This window comes from Mesorhizobium sp. WSM3626, from assembly GCF_000513935.1.
Taxonomy (GTDB): domain Bacteria; phylum Pseudomonadota; class Alphaproteobacteria; order Rhizobiales; family Rhizobiaceae; genus Mesorhizobium; species Mesorhizobium salmacidum.
In genome coordinates, this window is the sequence record NZ_AZUY01000018.1 from 43846 (window position 1) to 58773 (window position 14928).

The window sequence follows — 14928 nt, forward strand, 5'->3', positions numbered from 1 at the left end:
GACTAATGGCTCAAAAACCGGCCTGATCGCGAAACAGCTCGGCACTGTCCAGCTTCGACACCTCGATCACCGCTTGCGTGCGGCTGTAGACGTTGAGCTTGCGCAGGATCTCGGAGACATGCGCCTTCACCGTGGTCTCGCCGACCTGCAGCTCGAAGGCGATCTGTTTGTTGAGCAGGCCCTGGCGCAGCATCTGCAGCACGCGCAATTGCTGCGGCGTCAGCTTGGAGAGGCGCTGGAGCATGTCGGCGCGATCGGTGCTGTCGGCGCCCGGCGGCAGGCCCTCATAGGTTTCCGGCACATAGATCGCGCCGTCCATCACCGAGCGGATGGCCGCGGCCAGATCGCTCTTGCGCGCCGATTTCGGGATGAAGCCGGCAGCGCCGTAGGACAAGGCCTCGGAGATGATCCTCGGCTCCTCATAGCCCGACACGATCACCACCGGCAGGCGCGGATAGCGGGTCCTGAGCTGCAACAACCCGTCGAAGCCGTGCACGTCGGGCATGCTGAGGTCGAGGAGCGCCAGGTCGAAAGGCTTTGCATCGGCCAGCAGATCCAGCGCCTCGGTGATCGATCGCGCTTCGACCGTGTCTACCTCGGGATAAGCCATTTGGACGGCGCTGTGCAGCGCCTCGCGAAACAGCGGATGGTCGTCGATGATGAGAAACCGGGCACGATCGGTGGGAGGGGTCATAGGGCTCGTTCCGGTTTACCGGGCACACCATAGTCTCCTGACCATGGCCGGATTATTGGCAAATAGTCTATCGCCTGTTGACGGGATTCATCGCCGCAAAAATGATCGGAAGCCTGAATTCCTCATCCAGCCGCGGCAAAGCCCATGCTTTATGAAAAGCGACGCCTTGCCCGACCCCCGAAATCGGCCGAATGTATCGCCATCATACGCAGAGATCGCCATGACCGCCTTTGTCCTTCCCGTCCCGCCAACGCCTTCTGTCGCCATTGCGGGTTCCGGCGAACGCTTTGCCGTGCGGCGCATCTTCTGCGTCGGCCGCAATTATGCGGCGCATGCGCGCGAATTCGGCAATGACGAGCGCGATCCGCCTTTCTTCTTCACCAAGCCGGCCGACGCGGTGGTCGATTCCGGCACTCATATCCCCTATCCACCGCTGACCGAAAATCTCCACTTCGAGATCGAACTGGTGGTGGCGATCGGTACATCGGGCTTTCGCATTTCCCGCGACAAGGCGCTGGACCATGTCTGGGGCTATGGCGTCGGCATCGACCTCACCCGCCGCGATCTGCAGGATGCCGCCAAGAAGGCGGCGCGGCCCTGGGACTGGTCGAAGGCGTTCGACCGTTCCGCGCCCTGCGGTCCGCTGGTTGCCGCGCGGAAATCCGGGCACCCCGCGAAGGGTCGTATCTGGCTCGCCATCGACGGCGCGGTGAAACAAGATGCGGACCTCGCCGAGCTGATCTGGCCGATTGCCGATATCGTCTCGATCTGCAGCGAAGGCGTGGAATTGCAGGCCGGGGACCTGATCTTCACCGGCACGCCGGCCGGTGTCGGCGCGGTCAAGCCGGGTGAAACGATATCAGGCGGCGTCGACGGCATCGGCACGATCGAAGTGACCATCGGCCAGCCGAAGTCATGAGCAAGATTGTCCTGCACAACTACTTCCGCTCCTCCACCTCGCACCGGGTGCGGATCGCCCTGGAGATGAAGGGGGTGGGCTATGACTACATCCCGCATCACCTGCGTCACGGCGAGCATCTGGAGGCGGCCTATCTCGCAGTCAATCCGCAGGGGCTGGTGCCGGCGCTGATCGGGAGCGACGGCATGCTCCTGACGCAATCGCTGGCGATCATCGAATTTCTCGACGAGACCATACCTGAACCTCCGCTATTGCCGAAAGACCCGCCCAGCCGGGCACGGGTGAGAATGCTGGCGCAGATCATCGCCTGCGACATCCACCCGGTGAACAATCTGCGGGTGCTGACCTCACTGCGCACGCTGTTCGGCGCCGGCGACCAGGATGTCGCCAACTGGTTCCGGCATTGGGTCAATGAAGGTTTTGCGCCGCTCGAGCAATTGCTGACGGCTTCGTCCGAAACCGGCACATTCTGTCACGGCGAAACCCCGGGGCTGGCCGACATCTGCCTTGCCGCGCAAGTCACCAGCAATGCCCGCTTTGGCGTCGATATGGTGCCCTATCCGACGATTTCGCGCATCAACACCGCCTGCATGGCGCTACCCGCCTTCCAGAAAGCCGCGCCACAGAACCAGATCGATGCCGAATAGAGAAGCCACCGATGCCGACGAGGCAAAGGCGCTGGCCGATATCGAGGCGTATGGCTGCCTCTACGTGCTGGAGGAAGATGGCGAACCGCCATTCGCCTACTCCGTTGGCATCGCGGGATCGATTTCCGCTTGACCGGTCAGGGAATAGGCTATCGTTTCCCACGTGCAGTCTCAAGGGTGGAGTGACCGATGAAAGCCGTCGTCTTCGAGAAATTCGGCGAAGCGCCGAGCATCCAGACCGTGCCCGATCCGAAGCCGGCTGCCGATGGCGTCGTCATCAAGGTCGAGGCGACCGGGTTGTGCCGCAGCGACTGGCACGGCTGGATGGGCCATGACGCCGATATCCGCCTGCCGCACGTGCCGGGCCATGAACTGGCGGGAATCGTCGTCGCCGCCGGCAAGCACGTCACCCGCTGGAAGGCGGGCGAACGCGTCACCGTGCCGTTCGCCGTCGGTTGCGGCCACTGCTTCGAATGCACATCAGGCAATCATCAGGTTTGCGAACATCAGTCTCAGCCTGGCTTCAACGCCTGGGGCTCGTTCGCCGAATATGTCGCCATCGAACACGCCGACACCAATCTCGTGCGCCTGCCCGACGAAATGGAATTCGCCACCGCCGCCAGCCTCGGCTGCCGCTTCGTCACATCGTTCCGCGCCATCGTCGACCAAGGCCGGGTGACGCCGGGCGAATGGGTGGCGGTGCATGGCTGCGGCGGCGTCGGCCTGTCGGCGATCATGATCGCCAGTTCGATGGGCGCCAACGTCATCGCCATCGATCTCACCGAGGAGAAACTGAACTTCGCCAAAAAAATCGGTGCCGTGGCGACGATCAACGCCTCCACGACGCCGAACGTCGTCAAGGCGGTCAAGCAGATCACCAATGGCGGTGCCCACATGTCGATGGACGCGCTCGGCCACCCCACGACGTCCTTCAACTCGATCGCCAACCTGCGCCGGCGCGGCCGTCACGTGCAGGTCGGCCTGATGCTGGGCGAGCATGCCCGACCGCAAGTGCCGATGGACAAGGTGATCGCCTTCGAACTCGAAATCCTCGGCAGTCACGGCATGCAGGCCTATCGCTACCCCGCGATGATGGAGATGATCCGCCACGGCAAGCTCAAGCCCGAACTGCTGGTCGGCAAGAAGATCAGCCTCGAGGAGGCGCCAGCAGCCTTGATGGCGATGGGCGGTTTCGAGGGCATCGGCATCGGCGTGGTGACGAAGTTCTAAGGTCGCAATCACAGCCAGAACGCTATTATGGTAGCGGGGGTGAGCCGATGCTCTTGGAGAGAGTGTATGATCGCGACAGACCGGTTGAAGCTCAGGGTCTGGCGAGAGGCGGATAAGCCCCTATTGAGCGTTATCCACGCCGATCCGGAGGTGATGCAGTTCCTCGGCGGCATGAAGACCGCCTCTGAGACCAGCGACATCGTCGAACAACTGATGCGGCTTTCCGAAGTCGGCGCGCCAATTTTCTGGGCCGCCGAGCGTATCGGCGACGGAGCGTTGCTCGGCGCGGTGGGCCTGCACCGCCTCGGGACCGATTTCCCTTTCGGCCCGGCCCTGGAGGTGGGCTGGCGGCTTGCTCGCGACCATTGGGGCAAGGGTTATGCGACCGAAGCCGCTCGCGCCGCCCTCGACTATGCATTCGGCAGCCTGGATGCGCCGCGCGTCTACGCATTCACCGCATTGGCGAACACGCGGTCCGAAGCCGTCATGCAGCGGTTGGGGATGAAGAAAATCGAGGGCGGCGAATTCGCTCACCCTGACCTGCTGCCGACCGATCCGAGCTCAATGCACATGCTGTATGTCGCCGAAAGGATAGTGCCGCAGTCGGGTACCTAGAGCCTAAACTCGTTCAGAGCCAAAAGGCGGTGAAAGCGAAGCGACAATATCTAATGGCCGCCAAGGCCATGCTCGACAAGAAGGTGCCGCTGATACTTTCATGGTAATGTCGCAATTGAGCGCCAGCTCGGCGCATCTCATGGCGGCTCTCTCACTACACCCGGTACAACTTATCGGTCAGTGACTTAAGGAGAGTTTCCATGCGTGGTCATTGCTTATGCGGCGCTATTGCTTTTGAAGTCGATGGGCCGGAGCGAGCATGCGTGGTCTGTCATTGTGAAAGTTGTCGGCGGCAATGTTCCGCGCCGATGACCACCTACATTGGCGTCTTGGACGGCCACTGGCGATGGTTGGGCAAGCCACCGAAGGTATTCAACTCTTCTCCCGGTGTGGAAAGAACATTTTGCGATCACTGTGGCTCGCCGCTGTCCTTCCGCTCAACCAACATGTCCGGTGTCATGCATTTTTTTGCAGCGGGGATGGAGGAGCCGGAAAAATTTGCACCCACGCTGCATGTCGCTTTTGAGGAGAAGCTCCCTTGGTTGAAACTCGCCGACGGCCTGCCGACACGGGTTGGGCCTGACTATACGAAAAACTAGTCAGGGATCGGCATCATCACTATGCAGCCGCACGCCACGGCAAATCCCGCTTGGCGAATTTCTTTGCGCCGAACACGCAGGTCACCACGCCCAGCGTGACGACGATCATCATTGGGCTGACCTGCTCGTGCAGCAGCGTCGCCGCCAATGCGAGCCCGAAAAACGGCTGCAGAAGCTGCAACTGCCCCACCGCTGCAATACCGCCTTGCGCCAGGCCGCGATACCAGAAGACGAAACCGATCAGCATGCTGAACAGCGAGACATAGCCAAGACCGATCCAGGCATTGGAGCCGACGCTGGCGAAGGATGGCGGCAGGGTCGCAAACGTCAGCACCAGCATGATCGGCAGGGACAGCACCAGCGCCCAGCAGATCACTTGCCAGCCGCCGAGCTTGCGCGACAGTGCGGCACCCTCGGCATAGCCAAGGCCGCAGGCGATGATGGCCGCAAGCATCAGCCCATCGCCGACCGGCGAAGCCGTCATGCCTTGCGCAAGTGCAAAACCCGCCACCAGCGCACTGCCGAGGCATGAGAACAGCCAGAAGGCAGGCCGGGGCCGTTCACCGCCGCGCAACACACCGAAGATCGCGGTCGCCAGCGGCAGCAGGCCGACAAAGATGATGGAGTGGGCCGAGGTGACATGCTTCAGCGCCAATGCCGTCAGCAAGGGAAAGCCGACCACCACGCCAAGAGCAACAATGACGAGCGACAGCAAGTCATGACGCCCCGGGCGTTTCTCGCGGAACGCAAGTAGCAGCGCCAGACCAAGCAGGCCGGCTATGACCGCGCGAGCCGATGTCAGGAATATCGGATCGAAATCCATCACCGCCACGCGCGTCGCCGGCAACGAACCGCTGAAGATCAGCACGCCGATAGATCCGTTCACCCAGCCGCTCGCCGTCTTGTCCATCGCAGGCTCCATTGCTTTCACCCTCTATCGGGCGGACGCCCATGGTGCGGCCAGAGACAATGGGGTACAATTCGATGAAACTGTAATGGAGGATTGAGCAGTACGGATGACAGACCTTACTTTGGAACCCGACGGCGCGCGCACCCTTGTGGAAAGCGTCATGGCGACCATCCGACAGCGGATCGCAGCGCGCAGCCTGACACCGGGAACCCGATTGCCGTCGATCCGTGCCTTCGCGAAGTCCATGCAGGTGTCCAAATCCACCGTCGTCGAAGCCTATGAGCGGCTCGCCGCCGAAGGCGCGATCCGCTCCCGGCCGGGTTCCGGTTTTTATGCCGCCGGCTCGCTGGCGCCGCTGTCCCTGGCCGAGATCGGCCCCCGGCTCGATCGTGCCGTCGATCCGCTCTGGGTTTCGCGCCAGTCGCTGGAGGCTGGCGAGGAGGTCCTGAAACCCGGTTGCGGCTGGCTGCCGGCATCATGGATGCCCCAGACCGGGCTGCGCCGGGCACTGCGTACGGTCGCGCGTGCCGACGATGTCGCGCTTGCCGATTACGGCACGCCGCTCGGGCTGCCGCCGCTGCGGCAATTGCTGGCACGGCGCATGGCCGGGCATGGCATCGAAGCCGCCCCCGAACAGATCATGCTGACGGAATCGGGCACCCAGGCCATCGACCTGCTCTGCCGGTTCCTGATCGAGCCCGGCGACACGGTGCTGGTCGACGACCCCTGCTATTTCAATTTCCACGCTTTGCTGCGTGCCCACCGCGCCAAGGTCGTCAGCGTTCCCTACACACCATCGGGACCGGACATCGAACTGTTCGCCCAGGCGCTCGCCGAACACCGGCCGCGCCTCTACATCACCAACTCCGCCATCCACAATCCGACCGGCGCGATCCTGTCTCCGGTCATCGCGCACCGGTTGCTCAAGCTTGCCGACCAGTCGGACCTGACCATCGTCGAGGATGACATCTTCGCCGATTTCGAGCGCACCCCCGCCCCCAGGCTGGCGGCGTTCGATGGCCTCAGCCGCGTCGTCCAGATCGGCAGTTTCTCCAAGACGCTGTCGGCGTCGGTCCGCTGCGGCTTCATCGCCGCGCCCCGCGACTGGATCGAGGGCCTGGCCGACCTCAAGATCGCCACGACTTTCGGCGGCGGACGGCTGGCTGCCGAACTGGTGCTGACGCTGCTGAAGGACGGCAGCTACCGCAAACATATGGATTTGCTGCGCGCCAAGCTTGCGCGCGCCATGGTCGAGACCAGCGCCCGGCTGAAAGCGATCGGCATCATGCCCTGGATCGAGCAGCCGGCCGGGCTGTTCCTGTGGTGCGGCCTGCCGGATGGGGTGGACGCGGCCGAAATCGCCCGCCGCGCCCTGGCCGACAACATCGTGCTGGCACCCGGCAATGCGTTCAGCCTGTCGCAGTCCGCCAGTCGCTTCCTACGCTTCAACGTCGCCCAGTGCGCGGACGAGCGGATTTTCAAGGCGCTCGAAACGGCGATGGCTCGCTGATTTGGCACGAAATCGTCAGTGCTTCGAACAAACCTCGCGCACGCACTCACGCAACCAGCGTTGCGCCGGATCGGCATCGAGGCGCGGATGCCAGAGCATGGAGATGGTGACCTCCAACGTGGCGACCGGTAGGGGAAAACTGTGCATGCCGGCGCGCGCTCCTGTCGTATGTCGCTCCGGCACGCTGGCGATCAGGTCTGAGGCTCGGGCCATGGCAAGTGCTGCCGAAAAGCCCGAGACCATGCACACGACTGTCCGCCGCAAGCCAATCGTGCTCAGGGCCTCGTCGATCGGCCCTTTCTCGCGGCCGCGCCGCGAAACGCTAATGTGCCGGCCAGCCGCATAGCGCTCGGGCGTCACCTTGCCCTCGCTCAGGGGATGGCCTGATCGAACAGCGCCGATGAAACGGTCGCGAAACAGCGCCTGGATGCGCACCTCGGGCCCGGTTTCGCCGGCAACGCCAATTTCCAGGTCAATCGCCGCTTCGCGCAGCGACATCGCATCCTTATCGGACTTCGGCGCAAAACGCAGCCGCACCCCTGGCGCATCGGCCTCGATGCGGGCGACGAGACGGGGCGCGAACTCCTCGACGAAGCTTTCGTTGGTGCGCAATGTGAAGATCCGGTCCAGACTCCGGGGGTCAAGCAACTCGGCAGGGCGCAGGAGCACTTCCGCGTCCTGGACGACACGGCCGACCTGTGACCGCAATTCCTCCGCACGCGGCGTTGCCACCAGGCCGCGCCCGGCGCGGACCAGCAGAGGATCGCCCGTTGCCTCGCGCAGCCGCGCCAGCGTTCGGCTCATCGCCGAGGGGCTGAGGCGCAGACGGCGCGCCGCGCGCGCCACGCTGCCCTCGGCCAGCAGGACATCGAGGGCAAACAGCAGATTGAGATCGGGTGATATCATCGGTCTATCCTAGCATGATATGGCGTTTGACGCACGGATAAGGTGCAAATGCTGCGCCTTCCGCCTTGTCAGCCACAAGACTAGATCTCCGACGGCTCCGCTTCGGGAGCAGACAGAAGGAGATCGCCTTGGGACTCGCTGAGCAAAATCGGGAACTGACATCGGCGCCGCAACAGGCCCGGTCCACCGGCCTGGCGCTGGCGAGCCTGTCGCTCGCCACGCTGCTATCGTCATTGGGAACCAGCATCGCCAGCGTCGGGCTGCCCTCGCTCATGCAGGCTTTCGATGCATCGTTCCAGTCCGTGCAATGGGTGGTTCTCGCCTATCTGCTCGCCATCACGACACTGATCGTCGGCGCCGGGCGGCTGGCCGACATGTTCGGGCGCCGGCCGTTGCTGCTCGGCGGCATCGCGCTGTTCACGCTGGCATCGGTGCTCTGCGGCCTGGCACCGACGCTCTGGCTGCTGATCGCGGCACGCGGCATGCAGGGGCTTGGCGCCGCGCTGATGATGGCGCTGACGTTGGCCTTCGTCGCGGAAACCGTGAGCAAGGAGCGAACCGGCAGCGCCATGGGCCTGCTCGGCGCCATGTCCGCGATCGGCACGACGCTCGGGCCTTCGCTTGGTGGCTTTTTGATCGCTGGCCTTGGCTGGCGGGCTATCTTTCTTGTCAATGTCCCGCTGGGCCTTCTGACCTTCGCTCTCGCCTGGCGTGCCCTGCCGGCGCGCAGCGGAACAATGGAGGTCGCTCGAGGCACGTTTGACGTCACGGGCACCGCCCTGCTGGCCCTTACTTTGGGCGCCTATGCCCTGGCATTGACGCTTGGCAGAGGCAATTTCGGCGTCCTCAATTTGGGCCTGCTGGTCGCGGCCGGTATCGGCGTCATCGTGTTCGCCATCGCGCAGGCGAAAGTGAAGGCGCCCCTTGTCCAACTCGCCCGCTTCCGCGACCCGCGGCTGAGCGCCGGCCTTGCCATGAGTCTCATCGTCGCCACGGTGATGATGGCAACCCTCGTGGTTGCTCCGTTCTACCTGTCGCGCGGGCTCGGATTGGATGCTGCGATGGTCGGAATGGCGCTTTCGACCGGGCCGCTTGTCTCGACCCTGTCGGCGCTGTTGGCCGGCCGCCTGACCGATCGCCTCGGCGCCCACGCGATGATGGTCGCCGGCCTGGCCTGCCTCGCCACGGGGACGTTCCTCCTGTCGCTTGCCCTGACCAAGCTCGGCATTGCCAGCTATGTCGTTCCAATCACCGTCACCTGCTTTGGCTACGCCCTGTTCCAGACCTCCAACAACGCGGCCGTCATCGGCGGTGTAACCGCAAACGAACGTGGCGTCGTTTCCGGTCTGCTCAACCTGTTGCGCAATCTCGGCCTCATCACCGGCGCATCGCTGATGGGTGCCATTTTCGCGATTGCATCAAATGACGCTCGGCAAGAGATTGGGCAACAGCTCTTGACTTCCGCGGCCGCGGCCCGAGGCATGCAGATCACCTTTCGGACCGCCACCGCCCTGGCTCTGGCCGCGCTGGTCCTTGCCCTGCTCTCCGCCCGCGTCGATCGCCGAGCGGAACCCAGTCTGCCTTAGCCGTAACCGTTTGATAGCTGGGGGCCTGGCGAACCGCCGTTCAGGCCCCTGCCCGTTTGCGGCGTTCGTAAAGCATGACCAGCGTTTCAGCCATCAGCGCCGGCTTTTCCTCGCCTTCGATCTCGACCGTGTTGGCTGCCTTCATCAGATACTGGCCTGGGCCTCTGTCTTCCATGGAAAGCAGCGTCGTGCGCAGGCGAATGCGTGCGCCGACCTTGACCGGCGCCAGGAAACGCACCTTGTCGAAACCGTAATTGAAGGCGGCCTGCGTATTCTCGGGCACGATCCCCATGTCGAGGGCCAGCGCGCCGATGATCGACAACGTCAGATAGCCATGCGCGATCGTGGTGCGGAACGGGCTTTGCCGCCGCGCCCGTTCAGGATCGACGTGGATCCATTGATGGTCGCCGGTGCAGTCGGCGAACTGGTTGATACGGCTCTGGTCGACCGTGGTCCATTCCGAGACGCCGAGCTCCTGTCCGGACATCGTTCTCAGCTGCTCGTAGCTAGGCGGCGTTTTAGGCCGTACTTCCGTCATTCCTGCTTTCCCGATCGCTTCCAAAGCTTCCGGACCACGAACCGGCGGCCTCTGTCAATTCATCCTGCGCAAATCCGTTCCGGCGGATTCGAGCTCACTCGTGCCATGCATTGCCACGCGATGGCAGGCCGAATTCGGATTTTCCAACCTTCCGGGCTGCCGGGAGCTTATGCTGTGGCGCTAATACAACTATGCGCAAGGTTGCGGAATCGCGAACCGGCGTGCTTGGCCGAGGACGGAACGACAGCCGATGAGAACCTACTTCTGCCCGTAACCGGCGCGGACCTCCTCCATCGCTTCCTTGATGCGCGCGCGCAGGATATCGATCGATTCGGTGCCTGATTTCCTTGCCAGTTCAGCCACTTCACCGGCGTTCTTGAGCGCCGCCTCGAAGGATTTTCTGGCAAACTCCGTCTGCTTGGCCATGAGCTCCTGCGGATTGCCCGGTGCGCGGTAGCTCTGCGCCATGTCGGCGACTTCCCGCAGCGTGTCCTGCAGCATTTCGCGCTGCTTCGACAACAGCGAGGATGCCCCGGCCGCACTGGTCCGTGCCGCCTTCTCCAGCGCTTCCAGATTCTTGCGATGATGCGCAAGGATCGCCTCGACATCGACGTTGGGCACCTTCAGGTCACGGCCGAACCTGCCGAACATCTCCATGAAGGAATCGGATTCCAGTTGCCTGGCCATGATTGTCTGCTCCCCTGTTGCCGCGGGTGCGGACGCCCTCGGCGGGAGAATAGCACTCGAACGCCGTGTGTCCATTTCGAACGCACGCCTGGCGGTCGATACGGATCAATTGACCGGGAGCAGCAACTCGATCGTATAGAGCACGATGCCGGCCAGCCCGCCGATGATCATGCCGTTGAAGCGGATATATTGCAGGTCGCTGCCGATGTTCATCTCGATCAGGCGCGTCAGTTGCGCCAGATCCCAGCGCTTGACCTGGTCGGCGATGAATTTCGATACGCCGCTCTTCTGGCTTTCGACGAAAGAGGCCAGCGCCACCACGAATCCTCCGTTCATGTCGGCCCGGATATGCGCATCGCCGGCAAGATGGCGGCCGACCTCGACGAACATGCTGGCGAGTTGCTCCCGGATCAGCGAATTCGGCGCCTTGGCATCCTGCTCGATGAACAGGCTGAGGCTCTCCCACATGTCGCCGGCCAGCGCCCTGACTTCGGGTCTGGCGAGGAATTCGCGCTTCATTTTCTCCGCCCGCTTGGCATATTGCTTGGACGTGCGCAGCCGCTCGACGAAGCCTAGTGCGAAACGGTCGAATTCGGCGCGCATCGGGTGGTCGGGATCGGCACGCACCTCGTCCAGCAGGGAGCCCGCCGAGGCGACGATCTTCTTCAGGAGATAGGCGTCGGCGCGAAACAGATTGAACAGCGACGGCAATTCCTCACGGATCTTGTCGCGCATCGTCGCCAGCGCCTGTTCGTCGTTGAGAAACCGGCCGATGACCTTGATGAACTCGTCGAACAGCTTCTGGTGGCGGCGATCGTCGGTGAGCGCCGACAAGAGTTCGGCCGCCAGCGGCGCCAGCGGCACCTTTTCGATCTGTTCGAGCATGCGGCTGGTGACGAAACCGCGCAGGCCGGATTGTTCGACGGCGGCAAGCGTCTGCGGCACCAGCCGCACGACGAAGCGCGACAGGTCGGCGGCGCGCTCGGCATCGGCCAGCCAGTCGGCGACGAGTGCCGAAAAATCGACCTCGGCGAGTTTTTCACGCACCGGCTCCGGCGCCAGGAAATTGACCTCGATGAAACGGCCGAGATTGTCGGCGATACGATCCTGGTTTTCCGGGATGATGGCGGTGTGGGGAATGGGCAGCCCAAGCGGCCGTTTGAACAGCGCCACCACCGCGTACCAGTCGGCAAGGCCGCCGATGGTTGCCGCCTCGGCGAAGGCGGCGACGAAGCCGAGCCACGGATAGCTGCTCTGGAAGGACTTGGCCAAGGCAAAGACCAGCACGCAGAGTGCCAGTGCCGCCGTGGCGACGAACTTTGTCCGCCGCAGCGCGGAAAGCTTGGCGCCCGCGTCGGCATCGAACCGCACTGGCGCCAGGGACTGGTCCGATTGAGCCATGGATGGGCCGCTCCTCGTCGATCTCAGCCTATTTAGTGTTTCGACCGCCAGAATGCCCGTGACAGCGATTACCCCCGGGGTTTCACCCGGTCACGCACATAAAGTTGACGAGAATATTCAGCTATAACGCGAAGCTAGTCTGGAATTATTCCAAGGTATAGGCCATATTCCGTCGAGGCTAGTGTGGAGACTCCGAAAATCCGGATGAAGCCGCGCCAGCAAATCTACACTCTGGCATGGTTGCACCGTACCAGCGCTTTGTGAGGATGAAATGCGGCTTACCCGCCAAACCAACTACGCCATGCGCATCCTGATGTATTGTGCCGCCAACAATGAACGGTTGAGCCGCATCCCGGAGATCGCGGCCGCCTATTCGGTGTCGGAACTGTTCCTGTTCAAAATCCTGCAGCCTTTGGTCGAGAACGGCCTGGTCGAGACTGTCCGCGGCCGGAACGGAGGGGTACGGCTCGGCCGTGCCGCCGAAGCGATAAGCCTGTTCGACGTTGTGCGCGTGACCGAGGAAAGCTTTGCCATGGCGGAGTGCTTCGAGAACGACGCGGCCGAATGCCCACTCGTCGACAGCTGCGCGTTGAATTCGGCGCTGCGCGAGGCGCTCAACGCCTTCTTCGCCGTGCTTGCCCGCTACACGATCGCCGACCTGGTGGCGGCGCGGCCGAACGTGCGCAACCTGCTCGGCATCGATCTGTTGATGGAGCGCCGCGCGCCGGCAGCTTGATCCCTGTCGTGTCGTGCGAGGTCGGCTGAATATCAGCTGACCGACGATTGCGGGAGCACGAACGGCATGTCGCTAGCCGGCAGCACGCCGACCTTGAGCCGGCAATCGAACACCCTTTCGATCAGCTCATCGCTTAGCACCTCCCGCGGCGAGCCGGTCGCGGCCAGCCGGCCGCGATGCATCACGAAGATGCGGTCGGCATACATGGCCGTCAGATTGAGGTCGTGCAGGATCGCGACCACGCCCCCGCCTCTTCTGGCGAAATCGCGGGCGATGTTCATGATGATCAGCTGATGCTTGATGTCGAGGCTGGAAACCGGTTCGTCGAGGAAGAGATAGCGCGGCCTGCCGTCGAGCACTGGCGCCCAGACCTGGCACAGCACGCGCGCAAGCTGGACGCGCTGCTGCTCACCACCCGAAAGTTCCTGGTAGAAACGCCCGGAAAAGCCCTCCAGATCGACCCGCGCCAGCGCCCGCTCCGGCAGGCGTTCGTTCTCGCCGGGCAGCATCCCCGCGAGGCCACCGACGAGGCCAAGCCTGACGATCTCGCGCACCGTGAAGGGAAAGGACAAGGTCGTTGCCTGAGGCAGCACCGCTCGCACCGTCGCGGCCTCGACCGGTTTCATCGTCGACAGCTCGCGATCGTTGATGACGATCCGTCCGGTATGGGCGAGATCCCCCGACATCGCCTTGAGAAAGGTCGTCTTGCCCGAGCCGTTGGGACCGACGATGGCCGAGATTTCACCCGGTCTGACTTCGAAATCGACATCAGCGACAATACGCTTCTTGCCGATCGCCACAGAAACATCGCGCGCTTCGATCATGAAACACTCCAACAGGGTCCCAACTCACAGGTCGATCACGCCGCGCTTGCGCAACAGGATCCACAGGAAGAGCGGCGCGCCAGCGACGGCGGTGACGATACCGATCGGCAATTCGGCCGGCGCCACGATGGTGCGGGCGACGGCATCGGCGAGCAGCAACAGCGAGGCGCCGAGCAGCGCCGAGGCCGGCAGCAGGTAACGATTGTCCGGGCCGATCAGCAGGCGCAGCAGATGCGGCACCACGATGCCGACGAAACCGATGCCGCCGCTGACGGCGACGGACGCCCCGACCGCCGCCGAGACACCAATGATGGCTGTGTATTTCAGCCGCTGCACCGGTATGCCGAGATGGCCGGCGGTGGCCTCGCCGAGCGCCAGCGCATTGAGGCCGCGGGCCAGGAACGGCATCGCCGCCAGCGCCAAGATGATGATGGGCCCCACGGAAGCGATCTTGGCCCATGTCGCACCACCGAGCGATCCCAGTGACCAGAAGGTCAGGTCGCGCAACTGGCGATCGTCGGCCATGAATATGAGAATTCCGGTCAGCGCCATGGCAAGTGCCGCCAGGGCTATGCCGGCGAGCAGCATGGTGGCGACCGAGGTTTGCCCGCGTCGCGTGGCGACCTCATAAAGCACCAGTGTGGTGGCGAGGCCGCCGAAAAATGCCGCAAACGGCAGCGCGAGCGTTCCGAGCAATGCGGTCGCCGGTGCCAGCACGGTCCCGCCGAGCACGATGACGGCCACCGCGCCAAGGCTGGAGCCGGCTGAAACCCCGATCAGGCCGGGATCGGCGAGCGGATTGCGGAACAGCCCTTGCATGACGGCGCCGCAAACCGCGAGCGCCGCGCCCACCAACATGCCGAGGATGACGCGCGGCAGGCGGATTTCGTAGACGATCAGGCTGTCACGCGCGCTGAGGGCCGCATCGCCAGGGACGGTGCCAAAGAGCCAATCCCTGATGACGTTCACGGCGGATGCGTCCGACGCCCCGGATGTGAGCGAAAGCAAGACGGCGATCGCCAGGCTCAGGCACAGCAAGAGGATGACGGCACGGGCGCGACCGGAACGATCGCCTTCGGATGCACCCATCGCCTTCACTGGACCGGCGATCGACTGGTCGGCCATG

General features: G+C 63.5%; 17 protein-coding genes. 9 read left to right on the forward strand and 8 right to left on the reverse strand.

Going from position 1 to position 14928, the window contains the following annotated elements:
• Window positions 1–10: 10 nt before the first annotated feature.
• Window positions 11–694 carry a response regulator transcription factor gene (locus M653_RS0114725; protein WP_027144040.1) on the reverse strand — a complete coding sequence of 228 codons (684 nt, stop codon included), beginning with the start codon at window positions 692–694 and terminating at the stop codon, window positions 11–13.
• A gap of 220 nt (window positions 695–914) precedes the next feature.
• Between M653_RS0114725 and M653_RS0114730 the strand changes: the two genes are divergently transcribed.
• From M653_RS0114730 to M653_RS0114755, 6 genes are all read left to right on the forward strand, one after another.
• Window positions 915–1613 (forward strand): fumarylacetoacetate hydrolase family protein, encoded by a 699-nt coding sequence (locus M653_RS0114730; RefSeq protein ID WP_027144041.1) that lies wholly within the window; start codon window positions 915–917, stop codon window positions 1611–1613.
• Window positions 1610–2260 (forward strand): maleylacetoacetate isomerase, encoded by a 651-nt coding sequence (gene maiA, locus M653_RS0114735; protein ID WP_027144042.1) that lies wholly within the window; start codon window positions 1610–1612, stop codon window positions 2258–2260. Before M653_RS0114730 ends, maiA begins: the two co-directional genes overlap by 4 nt.
• Window positions 2250–2393 carry a hypothetical protein gene (locus M653_RS1000000136700; protein ID WP_198028782.1) on the forward strand — a complete coding sequence of 48 codons (144 nt, stop codon included), beginning with the start codon at window positions 2250–2252 and terminating at the stop codon, window positions 2391–2393. Before maiA ends, M653_RS1000000136700 begins: the two co-directional genes overlap by 11 nt.
• A gap of 56 nt (window positions 2394–2449) precedes the next feature.
• Window positions 2450–3490: a zinc-dependent alcohol dehydrogenase family protein gene (locus M653_RS0114745; protein WP_027144043.1), complete on the forward strand. Its 1041-nt coding sequence runs from the start codon at window positions 2450–2452 to the stop codon at window positions 3488–3490.
• Window positions 3491–3556: 66 nt separating this feature from the next.
• Complete coding sequence (locus M653_RS0114750; RefSeq protein ID WP_027144044.1) at window positions 3557–4105, forward strand: GNAT family N-acetyltransferase; 549 nt, start codon at window positions 3557–3559, stop codon at window positions 4103–4105.
• 200 nt (window positions 4106–4305) lie between these two features.
• Window positions 4306–4704, forward strand: coding sequence for a GFA family protein (locus M653_RS0114755; protein WP_084636690.1), 399 nt, complete (start codon window positions 4306–4308; stop codon window positions 4702–4704).
• 19 nt (window positions 4705–4723) lie between these two features.
• On the opposite strand, the gene M653_RS0114760 is transcribed toward M653_RS0114755, so the two are convergent.
• Window positions 4724–5614 carry a DMT family transporter gene (locus M653_RS0114760; RefSeq protein WP_027144046.1) on the reverse strand — a complete coding sequence of 297 codons (891 nt, stop codon included), beginning with the start codon at window positions 5612–5614 and terminating at the stop codon, window positions 4724–4726.
• A gap of 106 nt (window positions 5615–5720) precedes the next feature.
• Between M653_RS0114760 and M653_RS0114765 the strand changes: the two genes are divergently transcribed.
• Window positions 5721–7124, forward strand: a complete 1404-nt coding sequence (locus M653_RS0114765; protein WP_027144047.1) for a PLP-dependent aminotransferase family protein — start codon at window positions 5721–5723, stop codon at window positions 7122–7124.
• Between the two features lie 15 nt (window positions 7125–7139).
• Here M653_RS0114765 and M653_RS0114770 read toward each other — a convergent pair whose 3' ends face one another.
• On the reverse strand, window positions 7140–8030 hold the full coding sequence (locus tag M653_RS0114770; RefSeq protein WP_027144048.1) for a LysR family transcriptional regulator: 891 nt from the start codon (window positions 8028–8030) through the stop codon (window positions 7140–7142).
• A 128-nt stretch (window positions 8031–8158) separates the two neighbouring features.
• Between M653_RS0114770 and M653_RS0114775 the strand changes: the two genes are divergently transcribed.
• Window positions 8159–9616 (forward strand): MFS transporter, encoded by a 1458-nt coding sequence (locus M653_RS0114775; protein ID WP_027144049.1) that lies wholly within the window; start codon window positions 8159–8161, stop codon window positions 9614–9616.
• Window positions 9617–9656: 40 nt separating this feature from the next.
• Here the strand turns inward: M653_RS0114775 and M653_RS0114780 are convergent, their stop codons facing one another.
• From M653_RS0114780 to M653_RS0114790, 3 genes are all read right to left on the reverse strand, one after another.
• Entirely contained in the window at window positions 9657–10154 is a 498-nt protein-coding gene (locus tag M653_RS0114780; RefSeq protein ID WP_027144050.1) for a MaoC family dehydratase, read from the reverse strand.
• Window positions 10155–10412: 258 nt separating this feature from the next.
• A complete protein-coding gene (locus tag M653_RS0114785; RefSeq protein ID WP_027144051.1) occupies window positions 10413–10841 on the reverse strand; it encodes a phasin family protein in 429 nt (142 codons plus the stop codon).
• Between the two features lie 105 nt (window positions 10842–10946).
• Entirely contained in the window at window positions 10947–12242 is a 1296-nt protein-coding gene (locus M653_RS0114790) for a DUF445 domain-containing protein (protein ID WP_027144052.1), read from the reverse strand.
• Between the two features lie 271 nt (window positions 12243–12513).
• Here M653_RS0114790 and rirA point away from each other — a divergent pair, with 271 nt between their 5' ends.
• Window positions 12514–12978, forward strand: a complete 465-nt coding sequence (gene rirA / locus M653_RS0114795) for an iron-responsive transcriptional regulator RirA (RefSeq protein ID WP_027144053.1) — start codon at window positions 12514–12516, stop codon at window positions 12976–12978.
• A 32-nt stretch (window positions 12979–13010) separates the two neighbouring features.
• On the opposite strand, the gene M653_RS0114800 is transcribed toward rirA, so the two are convergent.
• Entirely contained in the window at window positions 13011–13802 is a 792-nt protein-coding gene (locus M653_RS0114800) for a heme ABC transporter ATP-binding protein (protein ID WP_027144054.1), read from the reverse strand.
• Window positions 13803–13826: 24 nt separating this feature from the next.
• Entirely contained in the window at window positions 13827–14927 is a 1101-nt protein-coding gene (locus M653_RS0114805; protein ID WP_027144055.1) for an iron ABC transporter permease, read from the reverse strand.
• Between the last annotated feature and the right edge of the window lies 1 nt (window position 14928).

Bases quoted from the DNA above. Each gene is read 5' to 3' on its own strand.
- M653_RS0114745 (WP_027144043.1), top strand. From the start codon at position 2,450: ATGAAAGCCGTCGTCTTCGAGAAATTCGGCGAAGCGCCGAGCATCCAG.
- maiA (WP_027144042.1), top strand. From the start codon at position 1,610: ATGAGCAAGATTGTCCTGCACAACTACTTCCGCTCCTCCACCTCGCAC.
- M653_RS0114805 (WP_027144055.1), bottom strand. From the start codon at position 14,927: ATGGCCGACCAGTCGATCGCCGGTCCAGTGAAGGCGATGGGTGCATCC.
- M653_RS0114730 (WP_027144041.1), top strand. From the start codon at position 915: ATGACCGCCTTTGTCCTTCCCGTCCCGCCAACGCCTTCTGTCGCCATT.
- M653_RS0114785 (WP_027144051.1), bottom strand. From the start codon at position 10,841: ATGGCCAGGCAACTGGAATCCGATTCCTTCATGGAGATGTTCGGCAGG.
- M653_RS0114750 (WP_027144044.1), top strand. From the start codon at position 3,557: ATGATCGCGACAGACCGGTTGAAGCTCAGGGTCTGGCGAGAGGCGGAT.
- M653_RS0114760 (WP_027144046.1), bottom strand. From the start codon at position 5,614: ATGGACAAGACGGCGAGCGGCTGGGTGAACGGATCTATCGGCGTGCTG.
- M653_RS0114770 (WP_027144048.1), bottom strand. From the start codon at position 8,030: ATGATATCACCCGATCTCAATCTGCTGTTTGCCCTCGATGTCCTGCTG.
- M653_RS1000000136700 (WP_198028782.1), top strand. From the start codon at position 2,250: ATGCCGAATAGAGAAGCCACCGATGCCGACGAGGCAAAGGCGCTGGCC.
- M653_RS0114765 (WP_027144047.1), top strand. From the start codon at position 5,721: ATGACAGACCTTACTTTGGAACCCGACGGCGCGCGCACCCTTGTGGAA.
- M653_RS0114725 (WP_027144040.1), bottom strand. From the start codon at position 694: ATGACCCCTCCCACCGATCGTGCCCGGTTTCTCATCATCGACGACCAT.
- rirA (WP_027144053.1), top strand. From the start codon at position 12,514: ATGCGGCTTACCCGCCAAACCAACTACGCCATGCGCATCCTGATGTAT.
- M653_RS0114780 (WP_027144050.1), bottom strand. From the start codon at position 10,154: ATGACGGAAGTACGGCCTAAAACGCCGCCTAGCTACGAGCAGCTGAGA.
- M653_RS0114790 (WP_027144052.1), bottom strand. From the start codon at position 12,242: ATGGCTCAATCGGACCAGTCCCTGGCGCCAGTGCGGTTCGATGCCGAC.
- M653_RS0114755 (WP_084636690.1), top strand. From the start codon at position 4,306: ATGCGTGGTCATTGCTTATGCGGCGCTATTGCTTTTGAAGTCGATGGG.
- M653_RS0114800 (WP_027144054.1), bottom strand. From the start codon at position 13,802: ATGATCGAAGCGCGCGATGTTTCTGTGGCGATCGGCAAGAAGCGTATT.